Raw genomic sequence first — 15,292 nt, 5'->3', positions numbered from 1 at the left:
AGAAGTTACAATAAAAGTGTCAGCTAAAAGTAATTCATCCATCTATGCTTCCTGTAAAATAATAGTGTTACCAATTAAATTGGAAGAACTATTTCTCAGTGAGAAAGAGAAAAGGGTAAAACAGGGAGAAAAATTTACTCTTATCCCTATCTTTAAGCCTGAGAATGCATCAAATAAAGATGTTGTATGGTCGTCTTCCAATGAAGCTATTGCCACTGTTGATCAAGAAGGAAATATAGAAACGTTCAACCCTGGAACATGTAGTATATGGGTTGTGTCTTCTGACAATAACCTAAAAGCAGAATGCAAGGTTACAGTTATTGAAAGACCAATAGAGGATTTGATTAGAGCAAGCGTATACGGGTCTTCAACCTCTATCAATGGATATACAACGGAGATGTCACAGCTGCATTCTACAATAACAGCAATAAAGTCGTAGAAGTTTCTGAGTTTACAATGTATGACACAAGGACGAATAAAGTTGTATATCAAGACAAAGACTGTGGATTTGTTGAGTATAAAAAGCCTCTTTTATACAATTTAGAGTTTAGCCGAATATACAAGCCTCTTTTCGTTTGGAAATACACCTGCGATGGCAAAACCTACGAAGCAACCTATCAGATGTAGCAAGAGCCCGGGAAGCCGGGCTTTTTGTGCCCGTACTCCGCAGGTTTCTGAACTAGAAAGAAAAAAGCAAAAAAGTTTGTTTTCAGCATACAATGCATTACTTTTGTGATACAATATAATACAGAAGTAATATGGACGCAGTAATAAGAAAACAAACTTCGTTTCGTTTGCGTGAAGACTTGTTACAGGTCTTGCAGGAACAAGCCAAGAAAGCAAACAGGAGCTTGAATAATTTCGTAGAGAGTACCTTGATGGACGCTGTATACTCTGAGCCAAATGAGGAAACGATAGCGGCGATAGAAGAGGCTCGTTCGGGCAAATTTGCCGGGACGATAGACGCAAGCAGCTTTAAAGCCTTCATGAAATCATTGAACGAGATAGAATGAAAACAATCCATTACAGTACGAAGGCAAAGAAAGACTTGAAGAAGTACCGCAGCAACATCAAGCTGATGGAAGCCTTGTTTAATGTCTTGAACAAGCTGGAGAGGGGGAACCCATTCCAAGCAAGTACAAGCCCCATGAGCTCATAGGTAATTACAAGAATTGCATGGAGTGCCATGTCGGGAACGACTTTCTTCTGATTTGGATAGACGCAGTGTCGGACATAGTGGAGATTGTAAGGATTGGAAGCCATTCTGAGTTGTTCGGGAAAAGAGGTAGACAAGGAGAGCAAGAGCCAGGGCTGCAGGGCTTTTTTGTTTGATGGGCATGAAATATAGCATTTATATTTTTATCAAATTATCCCTTTCCTCCAGCACCTTCTTTAGCCTCTTAAGCTTGTCTATGTCGCTTGAAAACGTAGGGTTATCATAGTTCCTCTTGACTGAGTTTACGTACACTTCGATATAAGTGCGCAAGTCGAATATATGCTCGTACTCGCTTAATGTTAGTTCGTTGAATGTTACTTGATAAGCCTCAAACCAGGCTATTAACCTTTTTAATTCTTCATTCATTGTATGTCTTCTTTGAGCCGCAAAGATAACAATAATGGACAACATAAGCTTGCATTTCCATATATTGCTTATATGGAAACCTAATATGCCATAAAACATGAGGATATAATGTTAAAGTTCTTGCAAATCTCAAACAGAAGAACGACTTTTGCATCGTGAAAGGATATTAAAGCGGCCTCGTCAGGTAAACAGCCCTGATAGAGGCTTCGTTATATAGATATTTGACAGCTTGTAGAACTTTTTTGTTTTATAGGCTGTTTTTATTATAGACAAGAAATATTATGGAAGACAAGTTTATAGATATAATAATAGAGCATTTAGGCTTGGCGTTCTTTATAGGCGTCCTTCTGGTTGGATGCTTGATATTTCTTGTTTGGTGGTGTAGAGGAATATACGAAAGAGTCAAAAGCATGGAGAATTTGCCTTGCCAAGAGAACAAAGAAAAAATAACACTGCATTCAGAAAAGCATAATGAAACGTCCAAAGCTATAACTCGTATAGAGACATCGCTTCAATTTATGCAAAAAAGTATAGATTCACTTGCTCAGTCTATACAAAAAGATAATAAGTTTATAATTGATCCTTACACAAAATCTCATAGCCCCTATCTATAACTATTGCTGGCAGAAATATGATAGAAAGATTAGAGGTGGACAAGATGTTTGAAAGGAATTGGGAACGTATCAATTCGTTTATAGAAGATAACGCAAGCTCTAAAAATCCATATGATATACAGGAATTTTTAATTCAGCAAGCTGTTGTTTATCCTGAAAAATTTTTACAATCAGACGAAATTGACAAAATAAAATAGACGCTTATAATACGGGCGTGAATATCGTTCCTTATATGAAAGTTATAGCTGTCCTTGCGAGAGATAAATATTTTTCAGAACATAACATTCTTGTAGAAGAAGTAGACAAACATAATCCATCAAATAAAAAGCCGGAGTAACATCCGGCTTTTTGTCTATTACGATCACATCTCGTCAAACTTCTTCATTTCCTGTTCTTTTAATTTGTCGACAATCTTAGTGTAGGGCTTCATCGCTTTTATGTCATTATGCCCGGTCCACCTCATAATTACCTGGGGAGATATGCCGAGTGTGAGTGCATTAACGACAAAGGTCTTTCTTGCAACATGGGTAGTCAGCACCTCCCATTTTTTTTTACTGTACGTTCCATTCGTTTACTACCAACATACCATACTTCAGTCATTTCTTCATTCATTTCAGCGAGCTGGCCTAGCTCTTTCAAGTAGTCATTATAATTTTGATTGCTAATAACCGGGAGCGCCTTGCCCTTTTTAATATCTAAGTCTTTATATTTATCCAGTATTGCCCGGCTATATTTGTTCAATTCAATGTTTATATTATCAACGTCCTTTATGGTTACAATATCTATTTTGGTATCTTTGATGTCTGTTTTTTTTAAGTTGTAAACATCCGAGTATCTTAATCCCGTAAAACAGCAAAAGCAAAATACGTCTCTTACTTGGGCTAGTCTGGTATTTGATATTTCCATCATATATAAATTCATAAGCTCTTCCCAGTCTAAATATATCACTTTTTTTAAATCAAAATTAGCACCCTTCAGTTTGGGCTTATACCGTTTATAGGACTGATTAGTCAGATAACCTTTTAGATCCGCCCATAACAAAAACTGTTTTATAAATCTGAGGTATTTGTTGAGTGTGGTATTGCGTATGCCTCTTTTATCGCGCATAAAGTCCAGGATATTTTGCAGCTCTTCGTCCGTTAACTCTTCAAATGTCAAGTGGGGGTTATATTGTTCCAGCAGGTGTTTGACAGAGTTATGCTTATAATAAGAACTGGTGCTCCATGCATTCTGTCTCCCGGTTGTATCTATAAATTCTTTGTATCGATCAAAGAAACTGACCTTTTCCGGTGTTTCTATTTTAACTTTTCCGGATGCTATTTTATATTTGTCTTTAATTTGTTCAACCGTGGGCATTTCGTCGGCTATCTCAAACTCTCTGAATATGCCTTGAAGGTTTGACCGCATCTTTTCCAGGTCGAAGTTTATCTCAGAAGATGAAAAGCCCATTTCGTTAAAGCATCCATTTTTGACCATACCCTTTTCAGGTATAAACTTAGATGCATCAATTCGGTGACCAGTTGACATAATGATCCTTTGTCTGTTAAAAGTGACACAGCATCGGATGGGGACATTCTTTACTATCAGGACTCCGTCCTTTTTCCTTTTTTAATTCGAATGTAATACTCCTTTTTATCATGATATTATAAGATTTGCGTGTAACGCTGCAAATTTACACGCAAAAATATGATTACATATGAGTATCTGTGATTATATGTGACTATATAGATTTATTTAACTCTTTAATATTGAGTGCTGGTGACTATGTATGATTATTGGTGATCATAAAGATTCTGATCTCTCCAGCTCCACAAAAAAAGCTTGTAATCATTGTGATTGCAAGCTTTTTTTGTTTCTATGCTGTAATTGTTATAAGTCTATTTTTTTATTATTCTTGTCCGGGACCGGAACGCCTGCATAAGAATATCGATATTCGCTTTCTTGCTGGTGAGGAAGTATATCAATCGCTTTTACGGCTATATTTCTTCCTGTTTTAGTAGCAACGAGGCAAGTATTTTGCAATTTATGCTTTTCCATATCGAACACTTTGTTAGGGTTGAAGTGTTGTCCGTTGATACGTACTTCAAAATGAAGATGCTCGGTAGTTGCTCTTCCGGTCCGCCCTGTTAATCCTACAGGATCGCCAGCCTTTACACGTTCGCCGACTTTTACAAGATTCTTTGAATTGTGGCTATAGACCGTTTCCAGTCCGTTATAATGGCGGATAACCACAACATTTCCATAAGCAGCATAAGGTTTAGCCATACGGACAATACCGTCGAATGCTGCGACAATCGTATCGTTGGCACATGTTTTCAAGTCAACTCCGGAATGATGTCTTCTGCGGCCAGCATAAGGTGAAATGACTTTTGCCCCGGGTAACGGAAATGCATAATCATCTCCAGTCATGAGAGCTAAATCGATAACCAGCGAATTTTCATCAGCCAGTAGTTTGGGATCGGGTACTGCTATATCTGCTTTTTCCCGCGGGGAAAAGTTTTCTGTAATATCTTTACGGGCATATTCTGTTTTTTCTAGTTCAGGTGTCGGGGGAAGAAATATGTAATCGACTTTGGGCAGTGGAACTTCGGTAGTCGGGGGAGACATCACGATTTCCTGATCGGATACTGAGGGTGGCGTTTGCACTGATAGTACCGTTGAGCAGGTAGTTAGTGTTATGAGTATAATTAATGATAATATGTAACTATAGATCTTAGGCATTATGAATAATATTTTTTTAGCTGGACAAAAATAGGAAAAACAATCCAGTCTAAAAGCCTAATCCGGAATACTTTATAGTTCTTTTTCATTTCTTTATGCTTTTCAATGGCATGGGAGTGAGCCCGGTAAGTAATAAAACAGGAAAAGGTGCCAACCGAAATTGAACACCTTTTCCTTTATAAATCAATAAGAAATGAAATATCAGTCTTTGTTATTCCTTGAAAAGAGACTTGGCAATACCCATCTCCAGACCGCGAAGTTCAGCCAAACCTCTCAGACGGCCGATGCAGGAATAACCGGGATTCGTTTTCTTTTTCAAGTCGTCGATCATCTGATGGCCATGGTCCGGGCGCATAGCGATCGAACAGCCGCGTCTTTGTTGCAATTCGAGCAGGGCTTTCATTACACCATACATATCGACATCGCCTTCCAGGTGGTTTGCTTCGTAGAAGTTTCCTTCTGCATCGCGCTGCGTACTACGGAAGTGAACAAAATCGATACGATCACCATAACGTTCCATAATTCCAGCGAGGTCATTATCGCTGCGAACACCGAATGAACCGGTGCACAGGCACAAACCATTGCTTTTATTAGGCACGGCCTCGATCAGTTTTTTGAAATCCTCTTCCGTACTTAGGATACGTGGTAAACCAAGAATAGAATAGGGAGGATCATCCGGGTGGATCACCAGCTTAACACCGGCTTCGTCGGCTACCGGAGCAATTTCTCTTAGGAAATAGATCAGGTTGGCACGCAGTTTCTCTGCATCGATATCCTTATAGCGATCCAATGCTTCCTGGAATTGTTCTACTGTGAAACTTTCTTCTGATCCGGGCAGTCCGGCAATCATATTGCGGGTAAGCAACTGGCGATCATCTTCTGTCATGATGTCGAAACGGGCTTTCGCTTTTGCTTTTTCTTCATCCGAATAGTCGTTTTCAGCTCCCGGACGTTTCAGAATGAAAAGATCGAATGCAACGAAAGCTGCACGTTCGAAGCGAAGCGCTTTGGAACCATCCGGCATTGTATAAGCCAGGTCGGTACGTGTCCAGTCAAGTACAGGCATAAAATTGTATGTAACGACGTTGATCCCGCATTTGCCCAGGTTACGCAAACTTTCTTTATAATTATCGATGTATTTCTGGAAATCGCCGGTTTGTGTTTTTATGTGTTCATGAACAGGAACACTCTCTACAACAGACCATTTCAGACCAACAGCTTCGATCAATTCTTTCCGTTTCATGATCTCTTCCACTGTCCATACTTCCCCATTGGGAATATGATGCAAGGCATTTACGATACCGGTAGCTCCGGCCTGTTTGATATCCCAAAGGCTGACGGGATCATTCGGCCCGTACCAACGCCAGGTTTGTTCGCATAAATACATAGGAAATAATTTATTAATTTATCAATGTGCCAATATGCCAATTGGCTGCGTTATATGCTAAAATAATTGGCATATTGGCAAATTAGCTTATTGGCATATTATTTTAGATTGAGAATGCATCGAATCCACCGTCTACAATCGCAATTGTTCCGGTTACGAATTTGGATGCGTCACTGATTAAATACTGGATTGTTCCGAATAATTCATCCGGTGTACCCAAACGTCTGAACGGTGTATGCGCAATAACTGATTTAGCACGTTCCGTATAAGAACCGTCCGGATTAGTCATCAAGGTTCTGTTTTGTTCTGTCAGGAAGAATCCCGGAGCGATTGCATTGACACGCAGGCCTTCGCCGAATTTGATAGCCAGTTCACCAGCCATATATTTTGTCAGGTTGGAGATCGCGGCTTTGGCAGCACCATATCCGACAACACGTGTCAACGGACGGAGAGCAGATTCGGAAGAGAAGTTTACGATAGCACCTTCTTTTTGCTGCGCCATTACTTCTGCAAATACCATTGTAGGAAGTACGGTTCCGAACAGGTTCAAATCCACGACTTTCTTGAAAGCATCGACCTGCAGGTCGAAGATATTGCTGTCCGGACCGATTGTTGCACCGGCCATATTACCACCGGCAGCGTTCAACAAAGCATCGATACGACCGTATTTAGCAAGGATATCTTTTTTATTCTGTTCAAGTGTTTCTTTATTCAGCACATCAGTCAGGAAGAAACTGGCTTCGCCGCCTTTTGCTTTGATATCGGCAACGATCTTTTCACCGGCTTCCACTGCTCGGTCGAGGATTACAACTTTTGCACCTTCTTCAGCCAGGTGACCGGCGATTCCGCTACCCAAGATACCGGCTCCACCGGTAATAATGACAACTCTGTCTTTAATACAAAATAAATTAGCCATTTTATATATGATTTTTTATTGTGATATTTTCATTTTATATCCAACATGTGCGCGAGCACACATCGGGTGCAAATGTATGCTATTTATTTGTCAAACAAAAAAAATATCGAAGAAAAATAATTAATTTATGCCTTTAAATATAGTTGTTGTAATACTTAATGTTCTCTTTGATAAGTATATCAATAGGCATATAGTTGATTTGTTCGATTTTTTCTTTCAGTACCAGGTGACGGAATAATGCACGAACACAATTGAATCCCTGGACTTCCGGACGCTGGGCTATCAGGTGAGTGATATACCCATTGTTCAGATGGCTCAGGTTTGAATCGATCACATCATAACCGATCAGTTTGAAATGTCTGTCAGTATCCTGGTGTTGGAAATAATCTCCCAATACATGCGCCCTGGAATTAAAGATGATTCCGGCCTTGATTTCTTCATGTGTCGCGAAGAAAGAGTCGAGTATCTCTTTGTTTTCCTGTGAATCATCGGCATGGATGTGTACCGGATATATTTTCCCTAGAAAATCGTGTCCGTACAAGTAATCCCGGAAGCCTTCTTCACGTTTCATCACTTGCGTTGAATGCATATCCCCTTTGCGGATAAAGCGGAAAATGGCAATGTTATCTTCCGGATGTATCTGTTCAAAAAGCAACCGTCCGGCAATATATCCGGAATCATAGGAGTTTGTACCGTAATAAGCAATGCAGTTTGTGTTTTCGATAAAGGCATCGATCAGTACGTAAGGGATCTCCAGTTTATCGAGTTGTTGGGTGAGCTGAATGACACTCTCCTTGAAAAGAGTAGCAATGATCACTCCCTGACAATCCGCTTCTGCTATTTTGGGTATCAGATTGTCGAAACTGCCTTTGTCATACTGGTTAAAGTACATCCGGTCGACTTCGACATTATAGCTGAACAACTCCTGTTCTGCCTTATTGATCCCTTCAGACAGTTTACCCCAGTATTCTCCCTGGGCAAAAGAAGGTATCAATGTGATGAATTTATATTTCTTCTTGAGTGCCAGTGAACGGGCTATCAGATTCGGATGATAGTCTATCTCCTTCAACACTTTTTCAACTTTCTTCTGTGCTTCTTCCGATACTTTACCGCGGTTGTGCAATATACGGTCGACTGTTCCGGTAGATACACCGGACAGTTCTGCTATATCCTTAATTCTATACGTCTTCCCCATAGGGCCATTCTGTTATTTATACTTCTTCAATAATCTGCAAAGGTGCATTTAATTTACGGAAAACATAGCCATACATCATATATATAAAAGGTATTGCTACAAAAATACCTATCCCCAGTATGATCAGTCCCAATAGGATGAAACCGATCATAGCCAGCATAAGCAGGAACAACGGCATCCCTTGTCCGCGGGTTATTTCCCAACTGCGTTTCAGTGATTCCATGATTCCCGCGTCCTCTTCAACAATGAAAGCGGTGAAGAACTGTAGCCGTATGGCCAGATATAAACCCGGGATAACGAACAGGCAAATACCGAATAAAACGATGATCCCCATAAAAAGATTAGCTACAAAGTAAGTGATGATTTTACGAGCTTGTTGTCCGTAAGCTGAAAACTGCGGTTCTTCTCCGTCCAGAGCCTGGAATATGTTTTTCATGTATCCCAGGGCAAAAATACAAGAGATAATGCAACTAATCAGATTAATAACGATCGTACCTACGACAGATTTCTGCATAGGCATGGCAAATGCACTCAAGGTGAAAGAAATTATGGTCATACCGATCAATAATCCGGACAAAACCCATATCTGAGCTTTGAGCCTTTGCCAAGAAGTGCTACATACTTCTGAAATTGAAAACTTTGGTCCCATCAGATTGTAGATTAATTTAGTTTATAGATAGCTGTAAATTTAAACTAAATTATTGAATAAGCAAACCTCCTGTTAAGAATATATGCAAATTTGGACTAATTTACTTTCGATCCGTCAAAATATTGGCTATCTGTTTGATCTCTACATATAAATAAAGCTATTTTTAAGTATAAAAGAATGTATAAACGGGAAAAGTACAATAAAAAGATTTTACATTTGTACGTTTTTTAGGATATAAGTCCCCTGTTGTCGAGCCTGATAATACAAGCCTTCAAATAAAAAGTATGAAACTATTAATAGGCAGAAATATATTAAATTATAATTATGAATAAACAAATGTTGAGAACTACTATTACCCAATTAAGGCAAATTGCGTTATTTGCAGTGGGAGTGTCTTTATTAACCGCCTGTGGAAACAGCCAGGGGGGGATGAAGTTAGGCGACAGCGAATATGCTGTATTGACCGTTAATTCTTCTTCTTCCGACCAAACAACCTCTTATCCGGCTACCATCAGAGGTACGCAGGATATCGAAATCCGACCGCAGGTATCAGGGTTTATTGTTAAGTTATGTGTTGATGAAGGGGCGACAGTTCGTAAAAACCAGCCCTTGTTTGAAATCGATCCGACTCAGTATAAAGCCGCCTATAACCAGGCGAAAGCTGCGGTCGAGATGGCACAGGCGAATGTCAGTACGTTGGAATTGACCGAGAAGAATAAGAAAGAGTTATATGATAAGGCTATTATCAGCTCTTTTGAGTATCAGACAGCTGTCAACCAGTTGGCATCAGCCAGAGCTACTTTGGCACAATCGAAGGCATCTATGGTAAGTGCAAAACAAAATCTGGATTTTTGTACCGTGAAAAGTCCTTCCAACGGTGTAGTCGGAACTTTCCCGTATCGTATCGGAAGTTTGGTCAGTCCGTCTATCTCCAGTCCGATGACGACAGTATCGGAGATCGGAGAGGTATATGTTTATTTCTCCATGACGGAAAAAGAATTGTTGCAGCTGACGAAGGCTGGCGGCACTTTGAAGGAACAATTGGATAAGATGCCGGCCGTTCAGTTACAACTGGCAGACGGAACTATGTTGGAAGAAAAAGGGAAGATCGATGCTGTCAGCGGTGTGATCGACCAGTCTACCGGTTCGGTGAGCATGCGTGCCGTATTTCCCAACGACAAAAAAATCCTGAGAAGCGGTGGTACAGGTAATGTTATATTCCCATATACCATGGACGGTATTATTATGATCCCGCAATCTGCTACGGTTGAAATCCAGGACAAGAAATTTGTATATGTACTGCAATCGGATAATACGATTAAGAATACGGAAATTCAGATATCTCCTTTAAGCGACGGACAGACTTATCTTGTAACCAAAGGTCTGAAAGGTGGCGATAAGATCGTTATCGAAGGTGTTCAGAGCTTGCATGACGGTCAGGAAATCACGCCGATCACCAAAGCTGAACAAGATGCAAAATTTCAGCAGGCGATGAAAGATCAGAATGAAGGAAATTTAAAAACAGCTTTTAATTAAAGGTATAGAGTGGATCGGGTTTCCGCCTGATTGCTTTCGTATATAAAAAAGTAAAATATGAAATTAGATAGATTTATTAACCGTCCGGTGCTTTCTACGGTGATTTCCATCGTAATTGTCATCCTGGGTATATTAGGCTTGCTCACATTGCCTGTTACCCAGTATCCGGATATTGCACCTCCTACCGTGTCGGTAAGAGCCACTTATACAGGTGCCAATGCGCAGACTGTATTGAATAGTGTGATTGCACCTTTGGAAGACCAGATAAACGGAGTGGAGAACATGATGTATATGACCTCCAATGCTTCGAATAACGGTTCTGCCGATATCTCCATATATTTCAAACAAGGTACAGACCCGGATATGGCTGCGGTAAACGTTCAGAATCGTGTGTCTATGGCTCAAGGTCTGTTGCCGGCCGAAGTAACAAAGGTCGGTGTGACAACTCAGAAACGCCAGAACTCCATGCTGGTGGTTTTCGCCGTATATGATGCGGAAGACCGTTACGACCAGAAGTTCCTCGAAAACTATGCAAAGATCAACCTGATCCCTGAAGTACAGCGTGTGCCGGGGGTAGGTGATGCGAACGTGTTGGGTACCGACTATTCTATGCGTATTTGGTTGAAGCCGGATGTGATGGCACAATACAAACTGGTTCCGAACGATGTCTCCAATGTTTTGGCAGAGCAGAACGTGGAAGCAGCTCCAGGTTCTTTCGGTGAACAGGGTAACCAGACTTTCCAGTACACGATCCGTTACAAAGGTCGTTTGCAGACTGCGGAAGAATTTGAAAATATTGTTGTGAAGGCATTGGCTGACGGTGAAGTTCTGCGCCTGAAAGATATAGCTGACATCGAATTAGGGCGTTTGACCTATAACTTCGTCAATAAAGTAAACGGACATAATGCCGTTGCCTGTATCGTTTACCAGATGCCCGGAACGAATGCGACAGAGACTATCAATAACATCCTGGAATTGCTGGATAAGTCAGAAAAGACAATGCCGCCGGGCATGAAGGTTGAAGTTTCCATGAATGCCAACGACTTCTTGTATGCTTCTATCCATGAAGTATTGAAGACATTGATCGAGGCATTTATTCTGGTATTTATCGTGGTTTATATCTTCCTGCAGGATATGCGTTCCACATTAATTCCTGCCATTGCCATTCCGGTGGCCTTGATCGGTACCTTCTTTTTGTTATCCTTGATCGGGTTCAGTATTAACTTGCTGACACTTTGTGCGATGGTGCTTGCCATTGCGATTGTGGTCGACGATGCCATAGTCGTCGTCGAGGGGGTCCATGCCAAGTTGGACCAAGGATACAAATCGGCTAAACAAGCCTCTATCGATGCGATGAGTGAACTTGGCGGTGCTATCGTTTCTATTACACTGGTGATGATGTCCGTATTTATCCCCGTAAGTTTTATGGGAGGTACGGCCGGGGTGTTCTACCGTCAGTTCGGTGTAACAATGGCTATTGCGATCGGTCTGTCTGCATTGAATGCCTTAACGTTGAGCCCGGCGTTGTGTGCCATCTTCCTGAAACCTCATGATGAACACGCAGAAAAGAAAACGACATTCGTTTCCCGGTTCCATACCTCTTTCAATGTAGCTTACGATTCATTGCTGAAGAGTTATAAGAAGCGTGTCCTGTTTTTTATTCAAAAGAAATGGCTTGCTTTCGGAACGGTTATCGCTTCTGTTGCTTTGTTAGTATTCTTTATGCAGGTAACGCCGACCGGTATGGTACCGAACGAAGATACGGGTACGATTATGGGAGCTGTAACACTGCCTCCCGGAACTTCACAGGAACGTACACAGGAAATCATGCAACGTGTTGACAGCCTGATCGCTTCCGATCCTGCCGTTAAATCACGTACGGCTATTACCGGCTTCAGCTTTATCGGTGGTCAGGGACCTTCTTACGGTTCATTCATCATCAAGTTGAAGGACTGGGATGAACGTTCGATGACACAAAGTTCGGATGTGGTTTATGCCAGTTTGTTTATGCGTGCTCAGAAGGTAGTGAAGGATGCACAGGTATTGTTCTTTACTCCGCCTATGATTCCGGGTTATTCGGCATCCAGCGATATCGAGTTGAACATGCAGGATAAGACAGGTGGTAGCCTGGAAAGATTCTTCTCCGTTTCCAAAGATTATATGGCAGCATTGACCGCCCGTCCGGAGATCAAGTCTGCACAGACTACTTTCAACCCGAACTTCCCGCAGTATATGATCGATATCGATGCGGCAGCTTGTAAGAAAGTCGGTATCAGCCCGAGCGATATCCTTATGACGTTGCAAGGTTATTACGGAGGTTTATATGCATCCAACTTCAACCGTTTCGGTAAGATGTACCGTGTAATGGTACAGGCCGATCCTTCTTTGAGGGCCAACATGGAATCATTGAAGAATATTAAGGTTCGTAACGGTAACGAAATGGCACCGATCTCTCAGTTCATTACGATTGAGAAAGTATACGGACCGGATATCATCAGCCGTTTCAATATGTATACGTCAATGAAAGTGATGGTTGCCCCGGCTGAAGGATTTACCAGCGGTCAGGCATTGAAGGCCCTTGAAGAAGTTGCCAGCACGACACTGCCTGCCGGTTTCGGTTATGAGCTGGGAGGTATGGCACGTGAAGAAGCCGAAACCAGCGGTAGTACGACCGGTCTGATCTTTGTGCTCTGTTTCGTGTTCGTTTACTTGTTGCTGAGTGCACAGTATGAAAGTTATGTATTGCCGTTGGCCGTATTGCTTTCCATTCCGTTCGGTTTGATGGGTAGCTTCCTGTTCGTACAGGGTTGGGCTGCATTAGGCAGCATTCCGGCATTGAAGATGATATTGGGTACGATGTCAAATAATATCTATATGCAGATCGCCCTGATCATGTTGATGGGGCTGTTGGCAAAGAATGCTATCTTGATCGTAGAGTTCGCCCTCGACCGTCGTCGTATGGGTATGAGCATTACCTGGGCCGCCGTGTTGGGAGCTGCAGCCCGTCTTCGCCCTATCTTGATGACCTCACTGGCGATGGTAGTCGGTTTGTTGCCGATGATGTTCGCTTTCGGTGTAGGTGCTCACGGTAACCGTACGCTGGGTACTGCTGCGATCGGCGGTATGTTTGTCGGTATGATCTTCCAGATCCTAATCGTTCCGGCTCTGTTCGTAGTATTCCAGTACCTGCAGGAAAAGGTTAAACCAATCGAATGGGAAGATTTGGACAACAGTGATCTGAATACGGAAATAGAACAGTACGCTAAAAAATAAGTGAGAAGACAATGAAGAAAAATCAAGTTATATATATGATGTGTGCAACCGCTCTGCTGAGCAGTTGCCACATTTACAAAGCATACGACCGTCCTGACACGATAGAGACTGCCGGTATTTACCGTGATCCGGTGTCGGTTACGGACACCCTGATTGCCGATACGACCAATATGGGGAATATATCCTGGAAGGAGATTTTCCGTGATCCGAAACTGCAGTCTCTGATTGAAGAGGGATTGGCTAACAATGTGGATATGCAGGCTGCAATTCTCCGTGTGGAAGAGTCGAAAGCGCTGTTGACCGCCGCCCGTTTGTCTTTCCTGCCATCTTTGAATCTGGCTCCTCAAGGAAGTATTACAAAGATGGAAAATACAGGCTACAAGCAAGCATATACCTTACCGGCTGCAGCAAGCTGGGAAGTCGATCTGTTCGGTAAGCTGCTGAATGCAAGCCGTGATCAGAAAACGATCTATCTGCAAAGCCAGTATTCACAGCAGGCAGTACGTTCACAGCTTATCAGCGGTATTGCCAATACTTATTTTACTTTGCTGATGCTCGACCGCCAGGTAGAGATCACTACTGAAACGGTCGATATCTATAAAGAAAATGTACGTGCGATGGAGGCTATGAAGGAGGCAGGTATGACCACCGAAGCAGCCGTTGTACAGATGAAAGCCGTATACCATCAGGTTTCCTCTTCACTGATCAATCTGAAACGTCAGGTTCGTGAAGTAGAAAACTCATTGTCGGTACTGTTGGCGAAAGCACCCCAGCAGATCGAACGTGGCAGATTGGAAGATCAATATATTCCGGATGAACTGATGGCAGGTGTACCTTTGCAATTGCTGGAAAACCGTCCGGACGTGAAGATCGCAGAAATGTCGCTTGCAAGCGCTTATTATACAACGAACAAAGCACGTGCTGCTTTCTATCCGGGGTTGAATATTACGGCTACTGCCGGTTGGACGAATGGTTCGGGTATCACAGTATCCAATCCGGGACAATTCATGTTCCAGGCATTGGCATCTCTTGCACAGCCAATCTTCAACAACGGCAAGCTGATGGCTAACCTGAAAGTGTCGAAAGCGGAAGAGAAGATCGCCCAGATGAATTATCAGCAGGCTATCCTCCAGGCCGGAAAAGAGGTGAGCGACGCATTGCATCTGTACGATGCAACCAATAAAATGCTGGTTCAGGATAAAGAACAGATCCAACAATTGGAGAAAGCTGTAGAATATACGAAAGCGTTGTTCCAGTCGGCTCAGTCCACTTATCTGGAGATCCTGTCGGCCCAGCAGAGCCTTTTGAGTGCACAATTGACAGAAGTATCCGACAACGTTCAGCGTATGCAGGCTGTTATCAATCTGTATAGTGCTGTAGGTGGAGGAAGAGAGTAATAACCATTAAAACTTAGATTAT

17 protein-coding genes are annotated in these 15,292 nt (G+C 42.0%); 9 read left to right on the top strand and 8 right to left on the bottom strand.

Annotated elements, in window-relative coordinates; all coding sequences use genetic code 11:
• Nucleotides 1-16 precede the first annotated feature (16 nt).
• The 4 genes from P3L47_RS22820 to P3L47_RS23715 all read left to right on the top strand — a co-directional run bounded on the left by P3L47_RS22820 (nucleotide 17) and on the right by P3L47_RS23715 (nucleotide 1,332).
• A complete protein-coding gene (locus tag P3L47_RS22820) occupies nucleotides 17-439 on the top strand; it encodes an Ig-like domain-containing protein (protein WP_277782229.1) in 423 nt (140 codons plus the stop codon).
• A gap of 319 nt (nucleotides 440-758) precedes the next feature.
• Nucleotides 759-1,013 (top strand): toxin-antitoxin system protein, encoded by a 255-nt coding sequence (locus P3L47_RS22815; protein WP_277782228.1) that lies wholly within the window; start codon nucleotides 759-761, stop codon nucleotides 1,011-1,013.
• Nucleotides 1,010-1,159, top strand: a complete 150-nt coding sequence (locus P3L47_RS23720) for a hypothetical protein (RefSeq protein ID WP_345799061.1) — start codon at nucleotides 1,010-1,012, stop codon at nucleotides 1,157-1,159. The genes P3L47_RS22815 and P3L47_RS23720 overlap by 4 nt, the downstream gene beginning before the upstream one ends.
• Entirely contained in the window at nucleotides 1,126-1,332 is a 207-nt protein-coding gene (locus P3L47_RS23715) for a type II toxin-antitoxin system YafQ family toxin (protein ID WP_345799084.1), read from the top strand. The genes P3L47_RS23720 and P3L47_RS23715 overlap by 34 nt, the downstream gene beginning before the upstream one ends.
• Nucleotides 1,333-1,351: 19 nt before the next feature.
• Here the strand turns inward: P3L47_RS23715 and P3L47_RS22805 are convergent, their stop codons facing one another.
• Entirely contained in the window at nucleotides 1,352-1,582 is a 231-nt protein-coding gene (locus P3L47_RS22805; RefSeq protein WP_277782227.1) for a DUF6965 family protein, read from the bottom strand.
• Nucleotides 1,583-1,863: 281 nt separating this feature from the next.
• On the opposite strand from P3L47_RS22805, the gene P3L47_RS22800 reads away from it, so the two are divergent.
• Complete coding sequence (locus tag P3L47_RS22800; RefSeq protein ID WP_277782226.1) at nucleotides 1,864-2,196, top strand: hypothetical protein; 333 nt, start codon at nucleotides 1,864-1,866, stop codon at nucleotides 2,194-2,196.
• A gap of 17 nt (nucleotides 2,197-2,213) precedes the next feature.
• Entirely contained in the window at nucleotides 2,214-2,393 is a 180-nt protein-coding gene (locus P3L47_RS22795) for a hypothetical protein (RefSeq protein WP_277782225.1), read from the top strand.
• Between the two features lie 164 nt (nucleotides 2,394-2,557).
• Here P3L47_RS22795 and P3L47_RS22790 read toward each other — a convergent pair whose 3' ends face one another.
• The 7 genes from P3L47_RS22790 to P3L47_RS22760 form a co-directional block, all read right to left on the bottom strand.
• Nucleotides 2,558-2,734, bottom strand: a complete 177-nt coding sequence (locus P3L47_RS22790) for a site-specific integrase (protein WP_277782224.1) — start codon at nucleotides 2,732-2,734, stop codon at nucleotides 2,558-2,560.
• Nucleotides 2,728-3,672 (bottom strand): phage integrase SAM-like domain-containing protein, encoded by a 945-nt coding sequence (locus P3L47_RS22785; protein ID WP_277782223.1) that lies wholly within the window; start codon nucleotides 3,670-3,672, stop codon nucleotides 2,728-2,730. Before P3L47_RS22785 ends, P3L47_RS22790 begins: the two co-directional genes overlap by 7 nt.
• Nucleotides 3,673-4,065: 393 nt before the next feature.
• Nucleotides 4,066-4,920: a M23 family metallopeptidase gene (locus P3L47_RS22780; RefSeq protein ID WP_427910578.1), complete on the bottom strand. Its 855-nt coding sequence runs from the start codon at nucleotides 4,918-4,920 to the stop codon at nucleotides 4,066-4,068.
• Nucleotides 4,921-5,128: 208 nt separating this feature from the next.
• On the bottom strand, nucleotides 5,129-6,304 hold the full coding sequence (gene uxuA / locus P3L47_RS22775; protein ID WP_122363429.1) for a mannonate dehydratase: 1,176 nt from the start codon (nucleotides 6,302-6,304) through the stop codon (nucleotides 5,129-5,131).
• Nucleotides 6,305-6,407: 103 nt separating this feature from the next.
• On the bottom strand, nucleotides 6,408-7,220 hold the full coding sequence (locus P3L47_RS22770; RefSeq protein ID WP_122363428.1) for an SDR family oxidoreductase: 813 nt from the start codon (nucleotides 7,218-7,220) through the stop codon (nucleotides 6,408-6,410).
• 133 nt (nucleotides 7,221-7,353) lie between these two features.
• Nucleotides 7,354-8,415, bottom strand: coding sequence for a LacI family DNA-binding transcriptional regulator (locus P3L47_RS22765; protein ID WP_122363427.1), 1,062 nt, complete (start codon nucleotides 8,413-8,415; stop codon nucleotides 7,354-7,356).
• A 16-nt stretch (nucleotides 8,416-8,431) separates the two neighbouring features.
• Entirely contained in the window at nucleotides 8,432-9,064 is a 633-nt protein-coding gene (locus tag P3L47_RS22760) for a DUF7847 domain-containing protein (RefSeq protein WP_122363426.1), read from the bottom strand.
• Nucleotides 9,065-9,388: 324 nt separating this feature from the next.
• Between P3L47_RS22760 and P3L47_RS22755 the strand changes: the two genes are divergently transcribed.
• Genes P3L47_RS22755 through P3L47_RS22745 form a run of 3 tightly spaced genes read left to right on the top strand, consistent with a single transcriptional unit; the run spans nucleotide 9,389 to nucleotide 15,270 of the window.
• Entirely contained in the window at nucleotides 9,389-10,600 is a 1,212-nt protein-coding gene (locus P3L47_RS22755; protein WP_122363425.1) for an efflux RND transporter periplasmic adaptor subunit, read from the top strand.
• Between the two features lie 57 nt (nucleotides 10,601-10,657).
• Entirely contained in the window at nucleotides 10,658-13,873 is a 3,216-nt protein-coding gene (locus tag P3L47_RS22750) for an efflux RND transporter permease subunit (protein WP_258915941.1), read from the top strand.
• A gap of 11 nt (nucleotides 13,874-13,884) precedes the next feature.
• Nucleotides 13,885-15,270, top strand: coding sequence for a TolC family protein (locus tag P3L47_RS22745; RefSeq protein ID WP_277782222.1), 1,386 nt, complete (start codon nucleotides 13,885-13,887; stop codon nucleotides 15,268-15,270).
• Nucleotides 15,271-15,292: the final 22 nt, after the last annotated feature.

Source organism: Parabacteroides chongii (assembly GCF_029581355.1).
GTDB classification, from domain to species: Bacteria; Bacteroidota; Bacteroidia; order Bacteroidales; family Tannerellaceae; genus Parabacteroides; species Parabacteroides chongii.
This window is presented reverse-complemented; position numbering and strand designations above follow the sequence as displayed.